At 50.3% G+C, this 22,800-nt stretch carries 13 protein-coding genes; 4 read left to right on the top strand and 9 right to left on the bottom strand.

Going from position 1 to position 22,800, the window contains the following annotated elements:
• Window positions 1-100: 100 nt before the first annotated feature.
• From SY83_RS04885 to SY83_RS04865, 5 genes are all read right to left on the bottom strand, one after another.
• Complete coding sequence (locus SY83_RS04885; RefSeq protein WP_068604783.1) at window positions 101-1,531, bottom strand: response regulator transcription factor; 1,431 nt, start codon at window positions 1,529-1,531, stop codon at window positions 101-103.
• Window positions 1,506-3,269 carry a sensor histidine kinase gene (locus tag SY83_RS04880; RefSeq protein ID WP_068604781.1) on the bottom strand — a complete coding sequence of 588 codons (1,764 nt, stop codon included), beginning with the start codon at window positions 3,267-3,269 and terminating at the stop codon, window positions 1,506-1,508. The genes SY83_RS04885 and SY83_RS04880 overlap by 26 nt, the downstream gene beginning before the upstream one ends.
• Window positions 3,270-3,404: 135 nt before the next feature.
• Window positions 3,405-7,874 (bottom strand): S-layer homology domain-containing protein, encoded by a 4,470-nt coding sequence (locus tag SY83_RS04875; RefSeq protein ID WP_068604778.1) that lies wholly within the window; start codon window positions 7,872-7,874, stop codon window positions 3,405-3,407.
• A gap of 49 nt (window positions 7,875-7,923) precedes the next feature.
• The gene (locus SY83_RS04870; RefSeq protein WP_068604775.1) at window positions 7,924-10,089 is read right to left on the bottom strand and encodes a cadherin-like beta sandwich domain-containing protein; all 2,166 of its coding nucleotides are present in this window, start codon (window positions 10,087-10,089) and stop codon (window positions 7,924-7,926) included.
• A gap of 32 nt (window positions 10,090-10,121) precedes the next feature.
• Complete coding sequence (locus SY83_RS04865; RefSeq protein ID WP_068604773.1) at window positions 10,122-11,213, bottom strand: SGNH/GDSL hydrolase family protein; 1,092 nt, start codon at window positions 11,211-11,213, stop codon at window positions 10,122-10,124.
• Window positions 11,214-11,521: 308 nt separating this feature from the next.
• Between SY83_RS04865 and SY83_RS04860 the strand changes: the two genes are divergently transcribed.
• Entirely contained in the window at window positions 11,522-14,206 is a 2,685-nt protein-coding gene (locus tag SY83_RS04860; protein WP_068604772.1) for an RICIN domain-containing protein, read from the top strand.
• A gap of 50 nt (window positions 14,207-14,256) precedes the next feature.
• Here the strand turns inward: SY83_RS04860 and SY83_RS04855 are convergent, their stop codons facing one another.
• Complete coding sequence (locus SY83_RS04855) at window positions 14,257-14,685, bottom strand: hypothetical protein (RefSeq protein ID WP_068604770.1); 429 nt, start codon at window positions 14,683-14,685, stop codon at window positions 14,257-14,259.
• Between the two features lie 161 nt (window positions 14,686-14,846).
• Between SY83_RS04855 and SY83_RS04850 the strand changes: the two genes are divergently transcribed.
• Complete coding sequence (locus SY83_RS04850; protein WP_068604768.1) at window positions 14,847-15,530, top strand: hypothetical protein; 684 nt, start codon at window positions 14,847-14,849, stop codon at window positions 15,528-15,530.
• 103 nt (window positions 15,531-15,633) lie between these two features.
• Here SY83_RS04850 and SY83_RS04845 read toward each other — a convergent pair whose 3' ends face one another.
• From SY83_RS04845 to SY83_RS04835, 3 genes are read right to left on the bottom strand one after another with little or no spacing between them, the layout of a single operon-like run.
• A complete protein-coding gene (locus SY83_RS04845) occupies window positions 15,634-17,220 on the bottom strand; it encodes an extracellular solute-binding protein (RefSeq protein ID WP_068604766.1) in 1,587 nt (528 codons plus the stop codon).
• A 49-nt stretch (window positions 17,221-17,269) separates the two neighbouring features.
• On the bottom strand, window positions 17,270-18,139 hold the full coding sequence (locus SY83_RS04840; protein WP_068604764.1) for a carbohydrate ABC transporter permease: 870 nt from the start codon (window positions 18,137-18,139) through the stop codon (window positions 17,270-17,272).
• 9 nt (window positions 18,140-18,148) lie between these two features.
• Entirely contained in the window at window positions 18,149-19,039 is an 891-nt protein-coding gene (locus tag SY83_RS04835; protein WP_231891380.1) for an ABC transporter permease, read from the bottom strand.
• Between the two features lie 292 nt (window positions 19,040-19,331).
• On the opposite strand from SY83_RS04835, the gene SY83_RS04830 reads away from it, so the two are divergent.
• Window positions 19,332-20,951, top strand: coding sequence for a response regulator (locus tag SY83_RS04830; protein ID WP_082882330.1), 1,620 nt, complete (start codon window positions 19,332-19,334; stop codon window positions 20,949-20,951).
• A gap of 101 nt (window positions 20,952-21,052) precedes the next feature.
• On the top strand, window positions 21,053-22,762 hold the full coding sequence (locus SY83_RS04825) for a cache domain-containing sensor histidine kinase (protein ID WP_197479976.1): 1,710 nt from the start codon (window positions 21,053-21,055) through the stop codon (window positions 22,760-22,762).
• Window positions 22,763-22,800 lie beyond the last annotated feature (38 nt).

Raw genomic sequence — 22,800 nt, 5'->3', positions numbered from 1 at the left:
CCAGGGAACCATCGCTGAACATTATCGTTCGTCTGCAAAAGACCTGAATTCCATCATGGCTTTCAGCCTCAGATGACAGAATTCAGGTCTCCTCTTCAATCTATGGTGCGGATCGCTTTTCCGCTATGATTTGTGTGCGATACTCGGTCGGCAGCATGCCGGTTTCGTTGCGGAATAACCGGCTGAAATAGGCGTCATCCTGAAACCCTGTTTCTTCCGCGATTTTATAAATCGGCCATTGATCCGGGTGCATCAACAATTCCTTAGCTCTCCGAATCCGTTCAAGCCGGAGCACTTCCTGAAAGGGAAGTCCGACAACCTCTTTAAACACTTTACTGAAATACCCTCGGCTGAGGCCAACCCTTCCCGCCACTTCACTCTGGTCCATCGTTCTGCACAAATCCTTACTAATGATCTCCAGTGATTTCAGAATACTGACGAAGACATCCGGCGAACAGTCCGTTCTTCGGCGGCTTGTGCTCAGAATATCCCGGATTTCGCTTAAGCTCTTTCTCATGCCTTCCCAGAAGGTCCACTTTGTATTCTCCGTTTGCAGCGAAGGGGATTCCCGAAGCTCCCGGATATGATTCCATGCATTGAAAGATTCGCCTATACACTTGCGCAATCGTTCTTGGGGAGGCTTTACCTCGCCCACGGCGGAGATCCAGGCCTGAAATTCCCCCTCATGCTCCAGCCATCGGTAAGAACGCCACCGCTGCTCCAATGTCAGCCACTCTTCTTCCCTGGCGGCCGGCATGGCGCCGTCGTGTTCCGGGGAGCACTTCACAGCTCGTTCCGATGAGGAATAATCGTAGAATAGCCGGGTTTCCGCATACCGAAGAAGCCACTTATGAAGACCATTTACCTGGAAACCCGCGATATCCCTCACAAGTACGGCGATCCAATGCTGGGGATTCACGCGCTTTAACAATAGATTTGAATCCGCATCCCCGGAAAAGGCGGCGAAGAAATGCCCAGGTGTGAGTTCTATATATGCGGCTCCCTCGTCCCATGGAAATTCCGACGCCGGAACCGCAGCTTCCGGACGACCGGGAGGATGCTGCTGATTGCCCATACGGCATAACAGCAAACCCCATGCGGAATGTTCGCCGGGCGCTCCGGCGGTAACACGGATGCTCTCCGTCTGCTGGTCCTGTCCGATACGCTGACGGATGCGCCGAAGCACCTCCTCTTGCGCGTCTTTCTCCAGCTGCGTCTTCAACACATAATCAATCGCCCCTAAACGGAGCGCCTGCTGAACGAACTGGAAATCGGCATGACACGTCAGAACCACGGTCCGCACCCTCGGATACCGTAGTCCAACTTCATTCAACAATTCAAAGCCGTCCATAACCGGCATCGTCAGATCCGTGAATAACAGATCCGGTTCCTGCTGCTCCATGAATTCAAGGGCAGACTCGCCGTTATCGCATTCCCCGATTACAGCTAACCCGAACTTCTCCCACGGCATAATGTGAATCAGCCCTTTACGCACAAGGTGTTCATCATCGACCACCAATACTTTTAACATACGGCTCCTCCTCTTTGACACGTACCGGCAATACCAGTTTCATCTCGGTTCCTTCACCCAGCTTGCTCTTGACTTCCAGTTTATAGGTAGTTCCGTAGGTGACCTGGACGATATTGTTTACGAAGCTTAATCCGATACCGAGACCGGACTTGCGTTTCTGATCATTATTCTCAAAAAGCCGTTGAATTTCCTCCTGCGTCATCCCCGCTCCGTTGTCTTCCACTTTCAGCTCCACCCGATTTTCCCCGAGAGGCTGCACGATAACCCGGATGGTGCCGTCCGAATGCCTGAACCCGTGATACATCGCATTTTCTACCAGGGGCTGCAGTAAGAATCGGGGGATCTGTACATCCTCCATAAGTTCATTAATACTGAATTCCACTTTAAATTTATGATCATACCGGATCTGTTGCAGTGTCACATAATCCTTCAGGGCATGGATTTCATCGCGCACCGGAACCAACCCGCCCTCTTTGCCCATATTGTAGTTAAGCAGCCTCGAGAACGTCGCCAGCAATTTCACTATCTCATCCTGCCCGTTAATCATCGCAAGCCATTGGGCCGTATTGATGGTGTTGTGAATGAAATGAGGATTCATCTGGTACAGAAGCTTCTCCACTTCCAGCAAGCGCTTGTTCCGCTCTTTATTCTCCACTTCCTGCAGCAATTCCGCGATCCGTCCTCGCATCAGGTCAAATTTAAGCAGCAAATCGTCAAATTCGCGGATTTGTGTAAACTGTATTTTGTTATCGAGACTGTTCAAGCCAATGCCTTGCATCTCTTTCTTTACTTTCAGCAGCGGCCGGTAAATTGCCCTCCAATAGAACCAGCCAAGCACCAGCGTGCACAAGAGGGAGAGGAGCGCCAGCAATATATACCGAAGGAGCCAGGAACGGATTTCGGAAGAATAATGAGCGGGATCTACGGTTATCAACAGCTTCCAGCCCTGTTCGTTATTCGAGCCGAATACATAGTAATCCTTGTACTTGGTATAGTGGCTTTCCGGCATGCTGCTCACCGTTTCCCCCAACGGGTAGACTTGATCATTTTCCGTATAGACCGTTCGCCCTTCCGCATTCACAACGATATGGGAAACAGGCATTCCGTAGGGCGTGCCCTTAAACATGGATGTGAGAAACTTGAAGTTCGTCTCAACATAGATGCCTATACTGGATTCGGGTTCAAAATCTTTAATCGGACGCAAAATCGACAATACGGGATGCGACTTTCCGATTAGGGAAGGGTGCGGACCGTAATAAGTAATGTCATTTTTGGCGGACAGCTTGGAAACAGCTTGAAAATCAACGGCTTCTTTCACAAATTGATTGTCAAACAGAAACGTCTGCTCCCGGGGCAGGTAATACGCTATAAAGCCAAGATTAGGATTCGTATAGCCGACCAGATCCATATATTTCTCGATATTCCGGGTCAGTCCCAGCTTCTCGGAAGGGTCCGTGGTCACAAGAAAGCTTCTTAAATCAGTGCCGATCTGCCCTTCAAAAGCAAGCTGCCTGGACGCGTAATCCAGATTTTCCAGTATAGAAACCAGACTTTCCTTCTCCTGTTGGAGGTTATAACGGATGCCTTTTTCGACTTTATTTTGCAACAAATAGTAGATAGAGTAGTAAGAGACAGACCCGATGAGCAACACCGGTATTAACGTGCTGAGCACCAGAATTCCGATCAATCTGGTTTTCAGTGAATGCAGCATTCCCGACTTAAGTTGGGGCTCTGTCATGGCTTTCCTCCGCCTGTTGATATGAAAGCGTTTAATAACAAGATTATGGAAAAAGTATATAGCAGCCCCGCCTGAACCGCAATGACAAAAAAGGAGCATAAACCGCAGTTTATACTCCCTTGCCTGTGTAATCCTTTAGTCTTCGATCTGCATGAGACGGTCGATGATCGCTGTCGCTTCCGCTCTGGATGCGGATTTCTTCGGATGGAACAGACTGTTCGCATCTCCGCTCAGAATTCCGGCTTTCGACAGCCCGCTAACGGCCGTCTCGGCAAACCGGCTGATGTCCGTTGTGTCTTTGTACGCTTGGTCCGTGCTTGCGGAAGGAAGCTTGCGCTCCGCCGAGTCAACGGATCTCCATAGGAATGCGGCCATCTCTTCCCGGGTTACCGGGTCTTCTCCGCGGAATGTGCCGTCAGAGTATCCGGAGATTAAACCGAGTGACGCAGCAGCGGATACCGATTCCGAGTACCACGCGCCTGTTTTCACATCCGGGAAGGAAGCTGTTGTTTGCTTCCCTTTCAATTCTAAAGCTTCGGTTAACATGCGTACGAATTCATATCGGGTAACGGCTTGGTTCGGCTGGAATGCCGCGTTCCCGGTTCCCGCAGTAATTCCCCTGACTGTCAATCGGTTAATATTACGGATTGCCCAGTGTGTGTCTGATACATCCGTAAAGGAAACAGGTTGAATCGCCAACGTGAACGCGCTGAAGTGGGATACAGCGAATTGCACGGTGCCTTTGGATGCATTCACAATCGTGCTTTTCATAATTTCAGTTTCGCCGTTCTCCTTCACATAGAGCACTACAGCTTTATCCGCCGAATCTCCCGGTTTCAAGCTTTCATTCAGGGTAATTATAACCGGTTTGAAGCCATTGAATTGTGTAATATTGCGGCCATCGGCTTCTGCTGTAAAGGCATAGAGTGTGCGGCCTTGGGCCGCCTCTGCGGCTTTACCTGCTGAGTCTGTGACACCGACGGAGAACCGAATGGGTTCTGATCCGCCCTTCCCGTCGACCTGAATCGCGTCTGTGCGGATACTCATGACCGCCCATTGCGTTTCAATGCGGATCCGGGCAATGTTGTTCTCCAGTGCCTTGACCCACACCTGCTCCGGGATGGAGAGAAGGACGGAATTCGCGTTAGCCACAGCAGGAATTCGAATGGTAATTGAACCGTCCGCTGCTTTTGCGGCTTCCTCGATCGCTTTCAGCATGATATCGGCTGTCAACTCGACTTCGGCTGCCTTGCCTGTCACGACAGGTGTCGCTGCTTGGATAACTGTTCCGTTAAGCGTTTCTCCGCTTGACGGGGTTGTGCCCGTCACCGGACCGACCGTTCCGTTACCTCCGGACCCGCCCGTTTTCGGCTCTTCCGGCTTTGGCTGCTCCGGCTTTGGCTCTTCCGGCTTCGGCTGCTCCGGTTTCGGCTGCTCCGGTTTCGGCTCTTCCGGCTTTGGCTGCTCCGGTTTTGGCTCTTCCGGCTTCGGCTCCTTTGGTCCTTCCGGCACAACCGCTGAAGCGATTGTTGCGGCCGGCGCCAATCCCTGAGGACGCTCCTCGCCTGACCATACGTACACGCGAACCTTGTGGCCTGCCGTTACTTCAGGCAACTCCAGCCCCGTCCCGTACGGCGCGCTTTGGCCCGGTTCCACAGACTGTGTCAGGGAAACCTCGTCCACTTCCTTCCCCTTCGCATCTTCCAACACCATTTCCATCGTAATCTCGCGGTTTACGGAAGCATTGTTCTTAATATCGGCTTCCGCACCCAGCCATTCGCCTGCCGGTAATGCCGTCAATGGCGCGGCTTCCCCGTTCGAGAACGTTACGGAACCGGTCTCGATATCTTGGATAACCCTGAAATAGCGGGCTGAGGAATGTTGTTCTCTGCCTTCCTGATCCAGAGCCCGCGCTGTAATTCGGTAGTCGCCGGCTGCCGCATTGGTCATATCCAATGACCAAGGTGCCGTTACATCCTCGCCGATTCGCTGCGAGCCGTTATAGAATTCCACGCCTTCTATCGTAGACCCCGCTGCGGCGTTAGCTTCAGCTTGAATGCTTACATTCGCACCCGGTTCCAATACCAATCCTTCATAAGCGGTGCCGGTTTTCACCTGCTCCGATTGAATTGCTGTGATGTCAATCTGCGGAAGCCCTTCAGGCTCACCATAGAAAACACCGCGGCCGTCTGTCGACAGGTAGACTCTGTTCTTGTAGCGCATATCCGCTTCAATACCTGAAGTGATTCCGAACTGCTGCGTTTCGGGATTGGTCAGACGCGTCCAGGTATTACCGTCATCTTTGGACACGTAAACACCGGAATCCTCATCTCCGTTCGCTTTACCAAAAATATAGATATAAGGCATATCCGGCGAATCTCCCTTGCCGAAACTCACATCAATGGCGGCTTGAACGTTCGGCACCGTCTTGAAATCACTGACGGTTGCATCCGTGGAACGCCATAACGGCCGGTAGATGTGGGCTCTCTCATCATGCGAATCCATCGGCTTCACCGCAAGAAACACGTCGCCTTCCCTCACCGGGTTCACCCGTACATTCGTAAACGGCAAAGCCCCCGCGTTTACCTTGTTGTCCGGATTCGGCTCGGTAATGTCGATTTCCCCGCTTGGCAGCGTGGCCGTCGACACGAAACCTGTATACGTCTTCTGCCACGTTTGTCCGTAGTCGCTGCTCATGAATAATTCTGCCGTGCTCGCATTGCGTTCCGTGAACAGATAGAACTTGGAACCGTTCACCTTGTCCGAAGCAAGGTTCTGAGTCTGGCTCCACCAAGGCGTGATGCGTTCATACAACTTACCCATCTGATTCCCCGCGGTGAATGCGGAAGAGGCATCCTGCCACGTCGCTCCGCGGTCCGTGCTGTATTTCACGTAACCCTCGGACGGAGACCAGACAAGACGGTCGGGGTCGGTTGCAGACATCGCGATCGGTCCGCCGCTAAGACCGTAGTTTGGTAAACGGCTCTCCGTCCAAGTGCGACCGCCGTCGGATGTGGTGCCGAAGTAGAGATCTTTTTGCATATAATAACTGAATTGGTGCCATCCGACATAAACCATGTTCTCCGGTTTCTGATAGCTGTAATCCATCCCTGAAATCTGATTCAATGTAATTCCCCAGGTAGGAGGTCCGGCGTATTTCTGATTAACTAACCGGCTCGGCACATTCGCCTTGCGGTCCCGAATCGAGAAGCCCCCCATATCCATCACACTGCCGTGCACATCATATCCGCCATAGTAAGGAGCGACACGCAGAAAATTACTGACGAGCTCCTCCAGCCCCTTCATGACAAATCCGAATTTAGGCTGCGGTGCGGTAATATCTTCAATCCGGAACACGCCGAATCCGTTTAAGGTCCACACCGCATTGGGGTTTGCAGGGTCAATCACCAGCGGTCCGCGTGATCCGTGTGACCACCAGGAAGGGATAAAGGCCGGATCCTTCGTAAAGTCAATCACTTCACGCTTCGTTGTCCAGGTAACTCCTTTGTCTTCACTGATCAACAGCAGCCCTGTCTCATCATTGGCGTCCGTCTGGGCAACGATCTTGTCGGGATTCGATGGGTCGATGTCCAGTCCGCGAATTTGCTTTAAGGCGAAATCATTCGTCGCCGTATCGTAGGCAATTCTTAACGCCGTTTCTTTCCGCGCTGCGGTCTGAATCAATCCATGGGTCGTATTCGTGCCGTTCTGGAGCAGACCGCTGTTGACAAACAGCGTGCCGTCTTCATGTGTAATCGCCTGCATCGGCTGTTTCTCATAGAATGCGGTTCCGGCCGTAAGCTTCACAAACGTTTTGCCGCCGTCGGTCGTCTTGTATACACCGTCATCGTAAACACCAACGTAGAATATACTCGTCAATCCTTGAGGCGTAACACCTCCGTTCTTATCCATCACAACAAAGGTTGTGCCGATATCCTCTGCAGCCGTATCCGTGTTCGTTGGCAAGCCGCCTCCCAGCTGGCTCCACGTTCCGTCTGCGGCTCTCTTCCAGACGCCGTCTTCACGGGATGCGTAATAAATGACATCGCTGTTGTTCGGATCCACGGTCAGCCGCTCGCCCGTGTTCATCCTGTACATCTGATTCCCCCCGATATGAACGTGCTCGGGCACATCCAGGTTGGTCCATGTGGCACCGAAATCGGACGACTTGTAGATGATGCCTTCCTGTTCGGTACCCGAGGAAGCCATATAGACTACACCCGGATTAGCCGGGTCCGGACCCACGTTTATACTTTCCACTTCATAGTGACCGCGGTCGTCCATGCCGAACATATCCGTAATGGAAATCCATTCTTCTTTGTCCCGGTCATACCGAAACGCTCCCCCTACATCCGTACGGACATAGAGCGAATAAGGGGGATACTCCTGTACCGCAACCCCTGTCACCCAGCCCATGCCCTGAAAGTCGATATTGTTCCAAATCCATGGCTTTGCCGCTTCGGCTGTTGTAGCCGCGCCCCCCGTTGCTGCCTGGGCTATACCTGATGCGCCTCCGGGTACAGGAGCGGTCAAGCCCGTGCACAGCATGGAAGTAATTACAGCGACCGAGAGCCATACTCTGGTCCATTTGAAGCTTCTGCTCATATTGTCACAATCCTTTCCGGTTCTGGCTTTGACATGTTCAAAGCGTTGTTTAATCTATTGAAATCCGCCTAACAGAAGACAGTTCATTCTTGCTGGAATACGTATCCCACACCCCGATTCGCACCGAATATCCATGGGCATCCGCAGGCATCGTGAAGACGGCGGATAAGCGGGTGCCGGCTCCCGAAGTGAGGGATTTACCGCCATACACTTGGCGAATGAGTTGATTCTGCGCGTTATACAGGCCGATGACCATGACACCGCTGCGGGTAACGAATGACTCATTGTTCATCGCGGCGCGAATGCGAACCTTCTTTACAGAAATCCGATTCGATTTCAAGGGTTCTGCTTTCGCATCCGATACCGAGAAATAGGCCGTCTTGTTAAGTTCCGGTGGCGCGGCTTCCGCAGGCAACAAGCTAATATTTCCGAGGACGTAGTCGTCCGGTGTGTCATCCGCAGCCTGAAATTCAAATACGAGCTTTGCGTTACCGAGGGCTGTCGCATTCCCTTCCGCCTTGAACGGCAGCGTGTACACCGTTGGCGCGGCAGATCCCGCATGAATCGTCTCCGAATCAAGCACGGCACCGCTGCCATTCAGCAGCTTAACCGTCATTGCGCCGGCAGTGGAAGAGCGCATCTGGAAGCGCAGGTTGTAGTCAACGTCCGCCTTGAGTTTCAACCCTGCCTGCTCCAATCGGCCATCGGCGGCGTTTGCCGCAACCCGAATGGAAGCATGCCCTCCGATGTTCTCCGCCACAATACCCCCTCCGGGTATCCATGGAGCGAGATCAGTCCCGCTAAAGTCACCGTTAGCTAGCGCGGTCGCCGGAACAGGACCCGCATTCAGCAGAATATCGTCCAGATAGGTATGGGCCTGATGAGCGACGGAGGTCGCATCCTCTGAATTCGCCCATGACACGTGCTCGAAGGTGAGCGTATCCACTGCGGATACCGTAGGATCCTTGAATGTCTGGTTCTCCAGCTTTAACGCATCATTCAAATACAAATTAAATTTCTTGGTTTGAACTTGCATCACCAGCTTCACGGTCACCCAGCTTTCCGGTGTGTACCCGGATAGAAACACAGCATCCACATTCTCGGCGTCCATATTAAACTTGAGATTGAAGAACTGCATCACGTTCAGCGCTTCCTTGCCTGTGACACTGTCCTTCACACGCAGCACGGATGCCGCGCCGGGCTTCGTATCCATGAACTTGTATTCCAGCGTGACCGTACCGGATTGGGGTGCGAACACCTTCTTCATCCCGTTGGCACCCCATCCGCTATGGAATGTCTTCAGCACCTTGTTCCCGGCATCACCGCGATTGTAAATATTCGCATCGGCACTTTCGTAAACGGATACCGAACCACCGCCCAAGTTCTCCCAACCATCTGGTTCGGTGCCGGCTGGCTCATCGTCAAATGTACTATTGACCAGGTATGTCGTAGCTTCCTCGAACCGGACTTCATAACGTTTTACCGTCACGCCGTCTTCAGCCGTTACTTTAATCTTGGCAGTACCCGGGATAGCCGGTGCCTGCTCAATCTCCGCAGAAGCCTTCGAATCATAAACATTGCCCGTTACGGCAGGAACGGTGGTGACCCCTTCCGGCATTGTAAACCGGTAATTGACTTTACTTGGCTCAAATCCCTGCAGATTAACGCCGTCCAACTGAATATCCGTCAGGTCCGCATTCGAGGATAACGGCGGCTGAGAAGAAGGGTCCGTAAGTTGAACATTGCGAATATACAAGGTGTTCAGATGTCCGATCTGGAGCTTCAGTGTCAATTCGCCCACAGCCTCCGGATAGGAAAGGTCAATATGATAAGTAGTGGGTTGCGCAGTCACTGTGAACGGATTGTAGCCCTTCCACTCATACCCTTTGTATGATTGGAGCACCACGGCCTTTTCCTGATCCGCATAGGCTTCAAACGAGAGTTTATAGGTCTTGCCCGCTTCAATCGTACGCGCATTGAAGCCCAATTGGGTCTGCCAATCCAGATCGGGATTAGGTATAGTGATCTTCTGCCATCCGTTCGATGCGGAGATGTCCGCACCGTTGTTGACGGTCCACAAGTCAGCGCTGTCGACGGACAACGCGTTCGCAAGAGCAGGTTGTACTGCGCCTAAAGAAAATCCGCCAACTAGGGTTGTGACAAGCAAAGTAAATACCATCCACTTAGGTAACGCTTTCAAAATCCTTTTGTGCATCTTCTCAACTCCTCCTTCAAATTTCATAGTTCCTATCGGATTTCGGCTGCAAAGGCCAATCGGAACCGGGTTCCTTTACAGTTCTCGCTGTCGCCGTGGATCACTTCAACAGACAATTCATGCGGACCAACCGGCAGATCGTCGAACAACGTGTTTACGATAAACAGTCCGGTGTCCGGGTACCAATATGGACGTTCCCGGTTACTGTAAAGCCATTCCCCGCCATCCAGCGCATACCTGAACTCCGCAGAATAGAAGCCAAAGTCGAATCCGAGTGCAATTCCCCTCCCTTCAAAAGGGATCGTAACCTTAGCGCCGATCGCCGAAGTTTCCAGAAGCTCATGGATCCAGGGCAGCTGCGGCCAGTTCCGCAGCAGCCATGGGCCTTCCGTGGAAAGCTGTTCAAGCGGCAGCAGGTGAATCTCTTCCCACACGCCCGGAATTAAAGGCTCCGTGGTCTTACCTTCGCGAGCGGCGGGAAGCCTGTACGATTCCTCGGACCGCAGCGCCTGTTTCAGGAATTCAATGACGCTTTCCGCATAAGCCAAGCTCCCTCGTTCCGTCGGATGCAGCCCGTCAGGCAGCCATTCTTCCCATCGCATGAGTCCGAATTTTACTTGCTGGATCGCATGCAGAGACATCCACACCGTATTCAACCGGTAATGTTCGGCAAGCCTCTCAAATTCAGCCACCGTATCCGGAACATTCCCTTTGGCCATATCGCCATACATGGATTGATGGAACGTGTAGACAAGAACAATGTCGCAATCTGATTTCATGAGCTGACGCAACAAGCTTTCCCTGACTTTAATTCGTCGTTCGCCGGAATCCGCAGGGTCATTCACCGCGTACTCCACAAATACTAGATCGCACGCCTGATCCGTGATATCTCTCTTCGCCCGAAACACGGCAAGCTCGCTTCCCGTACCGGCGATTGCCGCATTCTCGATCTGGAATTTCACATGGGGATATGCAGTGCTGAACCATCGCATCACGGCTTCCGGCCAATTATGATTGACGCGGGCATCCGTAATGGATGTGCCCAGAAATCCCACTTTCAGCTTACCTTCCCGGAGACCCCTTAAGGTCGCCTGTAACCGGCTGCGTTGCTCTATGACATTCATCGCTTTCCGATCCTCCTAATCTAGGTTTGGTAATAGTGTAAAGCGTTTACAAGTCCGCAACCATGCAAGTCTGTCATGAGTACCCCTTGCTTGCGTCATCTCTTGCCTCTCCTGCATATGATTAGATTCATGTCGTTTCTGACGCTTTTCCAAGTTCCCAACAGGTTACCGGTCATGCTAACCTAGGGTCGAAGTGAAACCGAGATCATTCCGGGGCGGAGAGGGGAGAATGAATGATTTTGACAATTGAAATGAAAACGCTTTAACCCCTGTCTTGACTTCACATTCCACTATACGGGAGGTAACTGATGTCGATTATGAAGTATGCAAACCGAATTTGGCTGGCTGTTGTCTTGATAATGCTCGCCGCGCTGTGGGCTCCTGGAAATCCTTCCGCTTCTGCAGCTACTACGGATATTTCATCGCAATATGATTGGAAAACGCTAAAAACAGGCGCAGGCGGCTGGGTAACAGGCGTGGATGCGCACCCTTGGGGTAACGTGGTCTATGTAAGAACAGATGTGGGCGGAGCCTATCGGTTAAACGCGGACCGCACTTCCTGGAAACAGGTTGTAACCTCGGAATCTATGCAAGATGAGAGCCCCTACGGTATGACGGGCGTCCTAAGTATTGTGGGAGCTCCGGGAAATGACAATACGGCGTATATGGCGTACAACAACAGTGTCTATAAATCATGGGACCGTGGGGAGAACTGGTATCGCGGCAACCTGACGGCGGCTTCCAATCCTAACGGCAACGGCAGGCAGCAGGGAGAACGACTGGCTGTCGATCCGGCCAACGCTAATATCGTTTACTACGGTTCCATTGCGAACGGACTGCTGAGGACAGAGGACGGCGGTAACGCGTGGTCCGAGGTGACGGCTGTACCCCGCTCGGGTGAGAGTGATTACGGCGCGGGTCAAGTTATATTCGATCCAAGCGGCGGCACATTATCGTCAGGCAGCGTGGTGAAAACTAAAGTGATCTACGCGACTGTGTACAAAAAAGGGTTCTACCGCAGCATCGATGCCGGAGCCAATTGGAGCAAGATTACCGGCGGCACCGGACCGGCGGACACCAGCGTGTTCGAGGACTTGTCCATCGCGAATGACGGCACCTTGTATCTAGCGGCCGGAAGTGTGTGGAAGTTTAAAGCGGGGGTGTGGACCAACGTCTCCCCGAACGGAAGCTATTATGTGGATGTTGCCGTTCAACCGGCCAACTCCAACAAGATATTCGCGTTCACCTCCGGTGCGGACACCGCCCGCTCCACGAACGGTGGAGCTTCGGGTTCCTGGTCTTATCCAAGTAAATCGCGAACGGCATCTGACATACCGTGGCTTGGATGGACCGAGGAAAACTATATGTCCGTCGGATCCATTGTCTTCGATCCTGTAGTTCCGGATCGCCTATGGTTTGCACAAGGCATCGGGGTATGGACGACGACCGATATTAATGACGGCGATTTAAACTGGACGTCGGTTAACAACGGCATCGAGGAACTGGTCTCGAACGATATGGTCGCCCCTGCGGGCGGTAAACCGGTATCTGCTTTCTGGGACCGCGCCATATTCCGTCATGAACAGCTGGATCAGTATCCATCCGTTCATAAGCCGACTTCACGGTTTAATTCCGGCTGGGATCTGGATTATGCCTATGACACGCCGAGCTTTATCGTTACGGCAGCCAATGACCACCGGTATTGTTGTACAGAAGACGGATTATCCAATCAGAGCGGTTATTCCGAAGACGGCGGGTCAACCTGGAGTTTATTCGGCTCCATTACAAGCGGCACGCATCCGGCCGATCTGAAATTCGGGAATATTGCCGTAGCTTCTAACAATATTAACAATCTTGTATGGTTGCCTACTTACAACAGAGCCCTTCATTTCAGCAAAAATAAAGGGCAATCCTGGACACAAGTCATCCTGCCCGGCACCGAAAGCATGGTGGATAACGAAGGGAAGTATAACGGCGGTTCCCATTTTGCCAACTATCTGCACAGGCAGGTATTGGCTGCGGATTCCGTCAACGATAACACGTTCTATCTTTATCACCAGAGCCAAGGAATCTACCGAAGCACCAACGGCGGCGAAAATTGGACTTTGATTAATTCAACCATTCCTAAAGGCTGGGCATTGGGATATTTCAACGCTCAGTTGAAAGCTGTTCCCGGCAAAGCAGGACATTTGTACTTAACGTTCGGGCATCAGGACGGAGCGGAGTTCTCCATGTGGCGTTCCACGGACGGCGGGTTAAATTGGACTGAACTCAGCGAGCTCAAAGATGTGGCTAATTTCGCCTTCGGGAAAGCGGCTTCAGCCGGAGGTTATCCTGCTTTCTACATTACGGGTAAAGTGAACGGGGATTTCGGTGTGTGGCGTTCCACGGACCAAGCCGCGAACTGGGAGAAGCTTGCAACCTATCCGTTAGGACTCTATGATGCTGTTACGGCTATGGAAGCGGATAAAGATATGTTTGGACGCATATTCATCGGATTCGCCGGCAACGGATTCGTTTACGGCCAGCCGAACGGCACAGGCGGTTCAGGCGGCGGACCGCTTGAAGACGGCGTCTATGCGATCCAGAATAAGAACAGCAACAAAGCGCTCGATGTCGGTTGGGATTTTACGGACGGCGTACCTGTGAAACAATGGACGTATGTACCCGGACAGTCTAATCAGCAATGGACAATTACCAAATTGCCGGATGGCAGCTATAAGATAATCAACGTTTACAACAATAAGTCGCTCGACGGCACATGGGATGCGATTGACGGCGCGCCCGTCACCCTTTGGGGATACGGCAACAATCAATCGAACCAAGCTTGGTTTATAGATGAACAATCGGATGGCAGCTACAAAATAACAAACAAATACACCCAACGATCATTGGAAATCGGCGACGGCTCTTTGTCCGATGATGTCGATGCGCAGCAATGGACAGACTTCGGTCATCCTTGGCAACGGTGGATTTTGACGAAGCAGAATTGAGGAGTAGGGCTGTACTCGGACACCGTGCCGGGTACAGCTTTATATTATTATCACACCTCATCTTGATAAAGCTGGAATGAGATCGGCTGCCCTTTCATCGCCAATTTAAATTCCTCCGCATTCTCAATCTCCGTGTAGAATTCCTCCACATCGGTCCCCTCATTACTAAAAAACCATTTACACATCTTCAGAGACTCCAGCGTTTCCTTAGCTTCAAAAAGAAACAAAGCATGCAACTGCTCCATCCCCACATACTCCTCACCCTCATAAACGGTAAATTGTCTCGTAAAATTGAAGTGAAACTGCGCTTTCCCTGTAAAATCATATACACCGCACTCCACTAACAAGGCAATCTCTTCTTCCCCTTCAACCGGCTGTTTGCCGAATGCTTTGAAAGCCTCCCATATGAACTGGATGTCATCCGTATGTTCACCTATTTGTTTTCTTAAGTACTGTTCCGCATCTTTAACTGTAACCATTGAAGTGAAACGCTCCCTTTTCGCACAAAATGATATAGCCCTAACATTATAGCAAGTAGTTGAGTTGACCACTTTGGTACTTTAACCCATCCTTAATCTGCAACTTTTTACCATATACGCCGTCTCTAACAGTATCAATGTCACCTGAGGAGTGAAGTGTGATGAAGATTCGGTCGGCAACATTAGGTTTGTTCTTGGTCTCATTGGTGATTACGATTAGTTTCCTTACAGGCTGCGGTCAAAATAAATCGGCGGACACAAGCGCTCCACCCGACAACAACGCGGTGTCTGAAGGTTCCTCGCCAATTAACGGTGCTGCGCTGACGCCGGCAGAGGCCCAAGAAACCATTGGCGAGCAAACAACCAAAGTCATCGAGGCCATTCGCGATCAAGATTGGAAAGCTATCGCAGCCTTTGTTCATCCAGAAACCGGAGTACGCTTCTCTCCTTACGCTCATATCGACACTGCCAAGGATGTGGTCCTGAAGCCGGACCAACTGGAGAAACAATTCAAAGATCCCGCCAAGTTGACTTGGGGCACACATGACGGTTCCGGGGAGCCGATTATGCTTTCTTTTGCACAATATGCAGAGAAATTTATCTACCCGCACGACTACGCTCAAGCTGAGACAACGGGATATAACCAAGTCATCGGCAAAGGCAACACCTTGGATAACTCCCGTGAACCCGGCATCTACGCGGATGCGATTATGGTGGAGTATCATTTCAACGGGTTTGATCCGAAGGTGGACGGGATGGATTGGGGCAGCTTGCGGTTATTCTATCAGCAGCGTGAAGGTGTGTGGTATTTGACGGGCGTGGTCCATGATCAGTGGACGATCTAGAAATCTGTTACTTGGCATTCGCCGCCGACACCGGGTTCTAAACTTTAGTCAAAAAAAGCAAAAAACACGGGCGGATACATTCATCCGCCCGCCTTGCATCTGCTTATTTCTTCATCTCAGCATACAGCCTTTTCGCTTCGTCCATCACGTCTTTCCCGCCCGCGCTCATATATTCGTCCACGAATTTCTTATACTGGCTTTCCACTTTATCAGGGGTAGCCATCATGATCTGGGTCAACGAGTCATTGGTAAGTTTGGTAAGCGCTGTTCCATATTTGATCTGCATGTCAGGAACAGCGTTAAAGACAACTTGCCGCTTGCCCGCTTTCTCAAAAGTCTGGATGCCTGCGAGGTAGGACTCGCCGTCCTTGCCGGTAATCCGATTTTTGAGCAATTCACGCTGTTTTGCCGGATCTTTGTCCGCTGTCATATTATAAACCGTCGCTAACCAACCGCCCAACTTCAACGTTTTCGCATTGTGAGCAGGATCTATAACGACCATTTTGCCGTCTTTCATCTCATAGTGTTCACCTTCAAATCCGTAAAACAGCTTGCTGCCGCCTTCATTCACGAACCAGTCCAAATATTTGACTGCGGCTTCCGGGTTTTTGGATGTTTTTGGAACCATGTTGTAGAAACCGATTTCAAGACCCTGCTGCATCACGATCTCGCCGCTCTTGTTCTTGACGCCAGGGAATGCCACATAATCAGCTTCAGGCGCCTTACTGCGAAGTGTGCTTATGCTAAGATCCAGCCATGGGTAGGAAGAATGGTTCGCGACAAACCCCACCTGGTTGTTTGCATACTGCTCTTTAATTTTCTGCCCGTTACTGTCCAGACCGAATTCCTTATTCAATAGTCCTTCGTGATACAGCTTATTCATGAACTTGAGGCCGTCAAGCGCACCTTCGCGCAGGAAGATCGGCACAGAAGCAATTTCCTCATCCGTCGGCGTTTTCGCGAACGCTTCAAGCGCGACATTCATCCCATTATAGGTGCCGCCCAGCGGAATCATCCCCATAGGTATGACATCCTTGGTGCCCAGCGCCTCCGCATTATCTTTAAACGCTTTCAGTGTATTGTAAAATTCCTCAATCGTTTGCGGCACCGGCAGCTTTAATTGGTCCAGCCAGTCCTTGCGGATAAACGCTCCGTTGGTGGCATAAGAAGCGCGTCTTGCCGGAATGGAAAATTGCTTGCCATCCACTTGACCGTATTTCAGGAACTCATCCCCGAAATACTTCTTAATATTCGCGCCTTCCTTGTCCATATAAGGCGTCAGGTCGGTCAATCCGCCCATCTTCGCATAATTTAGAAACAGGTTGCGGTCGTAAGTCATAATCAGATCAGGAGCTGATCCGCTCGCCATAAGAACATTAATTTTATCTGATTCCTGATTGCGGGGTACGACTAGAAACTCGACATCCACACCGAATTTCAGAGCTTCTTCCTTTACATACTTCGTCCAACGGTTATTATCGATCGTTCCCTCCGAAGCCGGAAGATCGCCGAAATCAAGAAGCTCAACCCTTAGCTTTGACGTCTTTGTCGTCTTTTCCGTGCTTTCCTTTGCCGTTTCCTGTTTATTCGAAGTTGTCGTTTCCGCGGAATTGGACGAACAGCCGATCAAACCGCTTAAAGAGAGTAAAGTAACAAGTGATAGAACCGTCAAACGCATCATTTTTTTCATATACGATCTCCCCTTCATTTCATAGTACACCATTTCCCCTTGAACCTTCCTAACCTTTCACTGCGCCAAGCATCACCCCTTTGACAAAATGTTTTTGCAGCCACGGGTACACAAGCAGAATGGGAACGGCCGTAATAATAATGGTCGCCGACTTGATGGATTCACTCACTTGACGGCCCAGTTCCTCCGGATTCATGGAGGCGCTGTTCTGATCCAAGATGAGCAGCTGTCTCAGCTTTAATTGCAGCGTAAACTTATCGGGATCATTAATGTAAAGCAGCGCGGCGAAAAACATATTCCAGTATTGAACCGCGTAGTACAAGCCAATTGTGGCAATAATCGGCATCGACATCGGCAGAATGATGCTGATTAACATTCGAATTTCATTACAACCGTCAATCATGGCTGACTCTTCCACGCTATCCGGGATCGTTGAGGTGAAATAGGTTTTCACAATCAGCATGAAGAAGGTATTAATGAGTCCCGGCAGGATCAGCGCCCACACCGAATCGATGAGTCCGAGCGATTTAACGATCAAGTAAGTGGGAATCATCCCTCCGCTGAACATCATCGTGAATATGATGATCTGCAGGAAAACCGTTCTCCCCTTTAAGTCGGATTTGGACAGCGGATAGGCCGCGCAAATGGTTACAAATAAAGAGATCGCTGTTCCGAGAACCGTCACAAAGGCCGTAAATCCAATGGAGCGAAGCATCGCTTGGTCCTGCAAGACGAGCTTGTACGTATCCAGCTGAAAATCTACCGGCAGGAATGAGACTTTGCCGTCCACAATGGCTTCCATGCCGCTAAAGGACAGTGCTGTGACATGGATGAAGGGAATGACACAAACAAGGGCCAGCAGAGACAGAAGAACTAGAACAATACCTTGATACACTTGATCAGACCGGCTTAATTTCATAAGATTCACCTACCATATTGATTCTTTAGTCAGCTTCTTGCTGAGTTGATTCGCTGAAACGATTAATATGAGATTAATAACCGATTGAAACATGCCGACAGCGGTGGAGTAACTGTACCTCGTATTGGTGACCCCGTTCGTGTAGACGTGCGTACTGATCACGTCCGCGACATTGGATACCATCGCGTTGCCCAGCATGAAGGGCTTTTCAAAACCGATCGACACCATCTGCCCGATATTCAGAATGAGTAACAAGATGATCGTCGGCTTGATGCCCGGCAACGTGATATGCCAGACTTGTTTCCATTTACTCGCGCCGTCCACTTTGGCAGCCTCATAGATCGACGGGTCCAAACTTGCGATGGCGGCTAAGTAAATGATCGAGCTCCAACCGATCTCTTTCCAGATATCCGATAATACATAGACGACAATCCAGGACGACGAGTGCGATAAGTAGGAAGTAGCCGGGATTCCGAAAATCCCCAGAAATTGATTAATCATTCCTTTCTCAGACAACATCAGAATTAAGATGCCGCTGAGGACAATCCATGATATGAAATGCGGCAAATAAACGGCCGACTGGATGACCCTTTTCCAACGCTCGCGAATCACTTCATTGAGGAGAATCGCGAGAATGATCGGAGCCGGAAACACAATGATTAATGAGGTCAGATTAAGAAACAGCGTATTTCGCACCGACAGCCAGAACCCATTCGAATGGATGACTTCTTCGATAACCGACAAACCCACCCACTCGCTCCCGAATACACCTTGGAACATGTTGTAATTCTGGAAAGCCATGACGATCCCATACATGGGAGCGTAGTGGAAAACGGCGTAATATGCGAGAACGGGAACAAGCAGCAAGTATAAATACTTTTTTCGATTGACATATTTCATGAATGAACGCATTCGGCTCTGAGTTTTAGTTCCTTTTGCGGCAATCGTGTAACCTTGCAAGTGCATTCAGCTCCTTCATCAGCTAATTACTTACACGTGTTTTACTTTCACACTTATTTTCTGCTCCCCCGTCGTGTTCATCTATTTTCCCTCCCCGGTTGATAGGCCATGTGCTATAATGTGATCAACTTTCCCCTTGAATTCGATTATAGATGGGCCAAACGCTTTCCGTTAGAGTGAAAATCTTCTAATTCCCGGTGTTTTTCTATACATTCTTCAGGAGGAATCGAGCGTGAAGTTAAAGTTAATGATTGTTGATGATGAGTCTTCTACACGTTTGGGGTTGAAAGAGTTTTTCGATTGGCAGACGCATCAGATAGAAGTAATCGGACTGGCCAATGACGGTGAAAGCGCTCTCCCAATGATCCTCGAATTGCATCCGGATATCGTGCTGACCGATGTAAAAATGCCGTTTATGGACGGAATTACGCTTGCCGAAGAGATTAAAAAATTCGACAAGAAGATCAAAATTGTATTTTTCAGCGGATTTGACGATATTGATTATTTGAAATCGGCCATGAAACTGGAGGCCATCGATTACCTTTTGAAACCCATCGATTTTGACGAATTGACCCAAGTTCTCTATAAGATTACGTCCCAGGTAGAAAGTGAAAGAGCGCAGGTTGAATTATTTCAGCAAATGAATGTGAAATTACGGCAGAGCTTTCCTCTGCTTCGGGAGAAATTCCTTTACACCCTTATAAGAAGCGGATTCCCTAATGCTGAAGCGATTGCGCAGCAGCTGGCATTTCTGGAAATGAATTTGCCGCTCAACGCATCCTACTGTCTACTTGCCTTGCATATTGATGACTACGATACTTACTATTCGGGCAGATCGGAACGCGACAAACAGTTAAGTACCTTTGCCGTGCTCAATATATGTCAGGAAATTGTGGACAAGACATTAGGAGGTTATGTGTTCGAAGCTCAAACCGGGCAATTCGTCTGTTTACTCCATGTGCGGTCCGAGATGGAAGAAGAGACGCTGTTCCACGTCATCGAAACGTTAAAGTCAACCGTTCTTGAGCTGCTAAAGCTTAGCTTAACGATCGGTGTCGGCAGTATTGTGCAAGGATTGCGGCAAGTGCCCCATTCCTATCAGCTTGCTTCGGATGCAGCTAATCTCAAACTGTACCTGGGCAAGAACCAGATTATAACGATGGAGAGTCTGGAACGGACGAGCTTGCCCGATTTATGGATGGATGCTGCGGAATCGGAGAAGTTAAGTTCCATGCTGAAAGCGGCGGACCCCAACAAGATCAGGGACTGGCTTCGTCAGCTATTCGATATGATCTCCAACAACCAAACGTATGACCTTCCGCAATGCCACCGCATTTGTCTGCAGATCGCGATCATCGGCGGACAGGTCGCTTCGCAGTTGGAAATCGAAGGATCCGGTTTCTCGGGCGAGCGCGGCAACCGGTTGTGGGAGAAACTGCTACAGCTCGAAACCGTAAGTGAGATGCAAATTTATCTCATGACTTGCCTGGAAGAATTGACAGAGCAAATTCGTCAGAAACGCGAGACGAAGTCGAGCAATGTCGTTGAGCATGTGAAATCCATCATTCAGGATAATATGCATATGATGATTTCGTTAAATGACTTGGCTTCCCGCATCTATCTGACCTCGACGTATATTTGCCTGCTGTTTAAACAAGAAACCGGAGAGACCATTCACGATTATACGAGCAGAGTGAAGATGGAGAAAGCCAAGGAGCTTCTCGGCGATCCGCGCAACAAGCTTTACGAGGTTAGCAGCGCCATCGGCTACGCTGACAGCAGTTATTTTACGAAGCTGTTCAAAAAATACACAGGAGTGACTCCATCCGAATACCGCGAGTCGATTAGATAACGATGTGGAGAAACCTGTTTAATCCTTTTCGGAAAAGAGGCATCCTAACCCGGTTAATTCTGTTTTACCTCCTCCTAATCTTCATTCCGGGTGTGATTACGATGGTGGTTTATTACAACAAATCCGTGCAAGTCAATGAGCAGGAAATGAACGAATCCAACCTTCGCACGCTGCATCAAGCTGCCGTCAATATCTCCTATTACGTTAACAATGCAGCGCGCGCGTCGGATAGTTTCTTCGCCAAACCAAGGCTGCACGAGTATTTAAAGCTGCATAAGGATTACGAAGCGTACCAACATCTGCAAGATTTCATTCATTTAGTCGACTATATTAACAGTTTCTCGGAATATCCCGACATTGCTCGGATCCGGATCTTTATCGATCCGCAGCTACCGTTTTCCAACGAGAACATCCATTTCTTCTCACTGAATAGGTTGCAGCATCAGCCTTGGTATGATGAGGTGGTCCGGAAGAACGGGGACATTCTTTGGAAAAGCGCGTATCCGCAAACGACGGCAGATACCCTTACCACGGATGTGATTACCGCCGCCCGTATTATTCGCGATCCATTGGATTATGACAACATTGTCGGGGTCTTGATGGTGGACTTGAACCAACAGACCCTTCAGGACAGCATTTCCCACCTGCAGGATGATATGGGGGGCACCACTTACGTACTGAATGAAGAAGGGGCCATCATTGGGGATAAGGATTTGAGGCGCTTGGGTCAACAGCGAATGGATAAGGAGTTTAAGGAGGAAACGGCCGGGAAAAACGAAGGCTTCTTCAAAAAAGAGATAAACAATCAAGACTATTACGTTCAGTTTGCCAAAATCACCGGTACCGGCTGGACAATTGTTTCGGAGGTTCCCGTCTCGGGAATCAATGCCGAAAGCCGCAATCTGACCCGCACTTCCGCCATTATTGTCATGGCTGCAACGTTCATCGTATTTCTGCTGCTCATTGTGCTGAGCCTCGGTTTAATCGCCGAAAGCATCAGCCGCAGAGTCAAAGATCTGATTCGTATCATCCGCCGGGATGGCGTGGAACGATTAAACGACCGCATTCGCTTCGGCTTCCGCGATTTCCGTCTGCTCGAGCAGAACATTCTGGAGCTTGTGCAAACGACCAATACGATGGCGGAGGAAACCTATCGGAGCCGCATCCAGGAGCGCGAGGCTCAGCTAAAAGCGCTCCAAGCGCAAATCAACCCGCACTTTCTGTATAATACGCTGGAAACGATCAACTGGATGGCGATCCGCAGCGGATCGAAAGATATCAGTGCCATGATCAAGGCGCTCACCACCTATTTCCGCTTAACCCTGAATAAAGGCAAAGATTTCGTATCCATAAGGGATGAAGTCAAGCTGTCCGTGGCATACCTCGACATTCAACGCTCCCGATTCGAGAATGCCTTTGAGTTTCAGCTTGAAGTGGAAGAGGGTGCGGAAGCTATGCTCATTCCGAAGCTGACGCTTCAGCCCATTATCGAAAATGCGCTTATGCATGGCATCCGCAAACGGCGCGATCCTTCACCCGGCTGGATCAAGCTGGCCATCAGGCACGGGAGTGACGGCGATTTGTTCATCACCATCGCGGATAATGGTCCCGGCATTCCAAGCGATGTACAATGGCGGCTTATGCCTACGCCGCAGCCTTCCGGTGATGAAGAAGCTGGCGGATACGGATTGTTCAATGTACATGAACGCATCCGCCTGTATTGCGGAGAACCCTATGGACTCAGCGTTCAGTCGGAACTTGGTGAAGGCACCGCGATTACGCTTCATATGAAAGGGAGACAAATAAATTAAACAAAGCCAAAGAAACTCCTCAAGGAGGAATTTCTTTG

The sequence above is a fragment of the Paenibacillus swuensis genome (genome assembly GCF_001644605.1).
GTDB lineage: Bacteria > Bacillota > Bacilli > Paenibacillales > DY6 > Paenibacillus_N > Paenibacillus_N swuensis.
The sequence above is the reverse complement of the archived record's forward strand: the minus strand, read 5'-3'. Positions and strand labels throughout refer to the sequence as shown.

What these genes read in the sequence shown, in the direction of transcription:
- SY83_RS04870 (WP_068604775.1), bottom strand. Translation starts at nt 10,089, where the DNA reads ATGCACAAAAGGATTTTGAAAGCGTTACCTAAGTGGATGGTATTTACT.
- SY83_RS04825 (WP_197479976.1), top strand. Translation starts at nt 21,053, where the DNA reads ATGGTGGTTTATTACAACAAATCCGTGCAAGTCAATGAGCAGGAAATG.
- SY83_RS04850 (WP_068604768.1), top strand. Translation starts at nt 14,847, where the DNA reads ATGAAGATTCGGTCGGCAACATTAGGTTTGTTCTTGGTCTCATTGGTG.
- SY83_RS04845 (WP_068604766.1), bottom strand. Translation starts at nt 17,220, where the DNA reads ATGAAAAAAATGATGCGTTTGACGGTTCTATCACTTGTTACTTTACTC.
- SY83_RS04875 (WP_068604778.1), bottom strand. Translation starts at nt 7,874, where the DNA reads ATGAGCAGAAGCTTCAAATGGACCAGAGTATGGCTCTCGGTCGCTGTA.
- SY83_RS04860 (WP_068604772.1), top strand. Translation starts at nt 11,522, where the DNA reads ATGTCGATTATGAAGTATGCAAACCGAATTTGGCTGGCTGTTGTCTTG.
- SY83_RS04885 (WP_068604783.1), bottom strand. Translation starts at nt 1,531, where the DNA reads ATGTTAAAAGTATTGGTGGTCGATGATGAACACCTTGTGCGTAAAGGG.
- SY83_RS04855 (WP_068604770.1), bottom strand. Translation starts at nt 14,685, where the DNA reads ATGGTTACAGTTAAAGATGCGGAACAGTACTTAAGAAAACAAATAGGT.
- SY83_RS04865 (WP_068604773.1), bottom strand. Translation starts at nt 11,213, where the DNA reads ATGAATGTCATAGAGCAACGCAGCCGGTTACAGGCGACCTTAAGGGGT.
- SY83_RS04880 (WP_068604781.1), bottom strand. Translation starts at nt 3,269, where the DNA reads ATGACAGAGCCCCAACTTAAGTCGGGAATGCTGCATTCACTGAAAACC.
- SY83_RS04840 (WP_068604764.1), bottom strand. Translation starts at nt 18,139, where the DNA reads ATGAAATTAAGCCGGTCTGATCAAGTGTATCAAGGTATTGTTCTAGTT.
- SY83_RS04835 (WP_231891380.1), bottom strand. Translation starts at nt 19,039, where the DNA reads ATGAAATATGTCAATCGAAAAAAGTATTTATACTTGCTGCTTGTTCCC.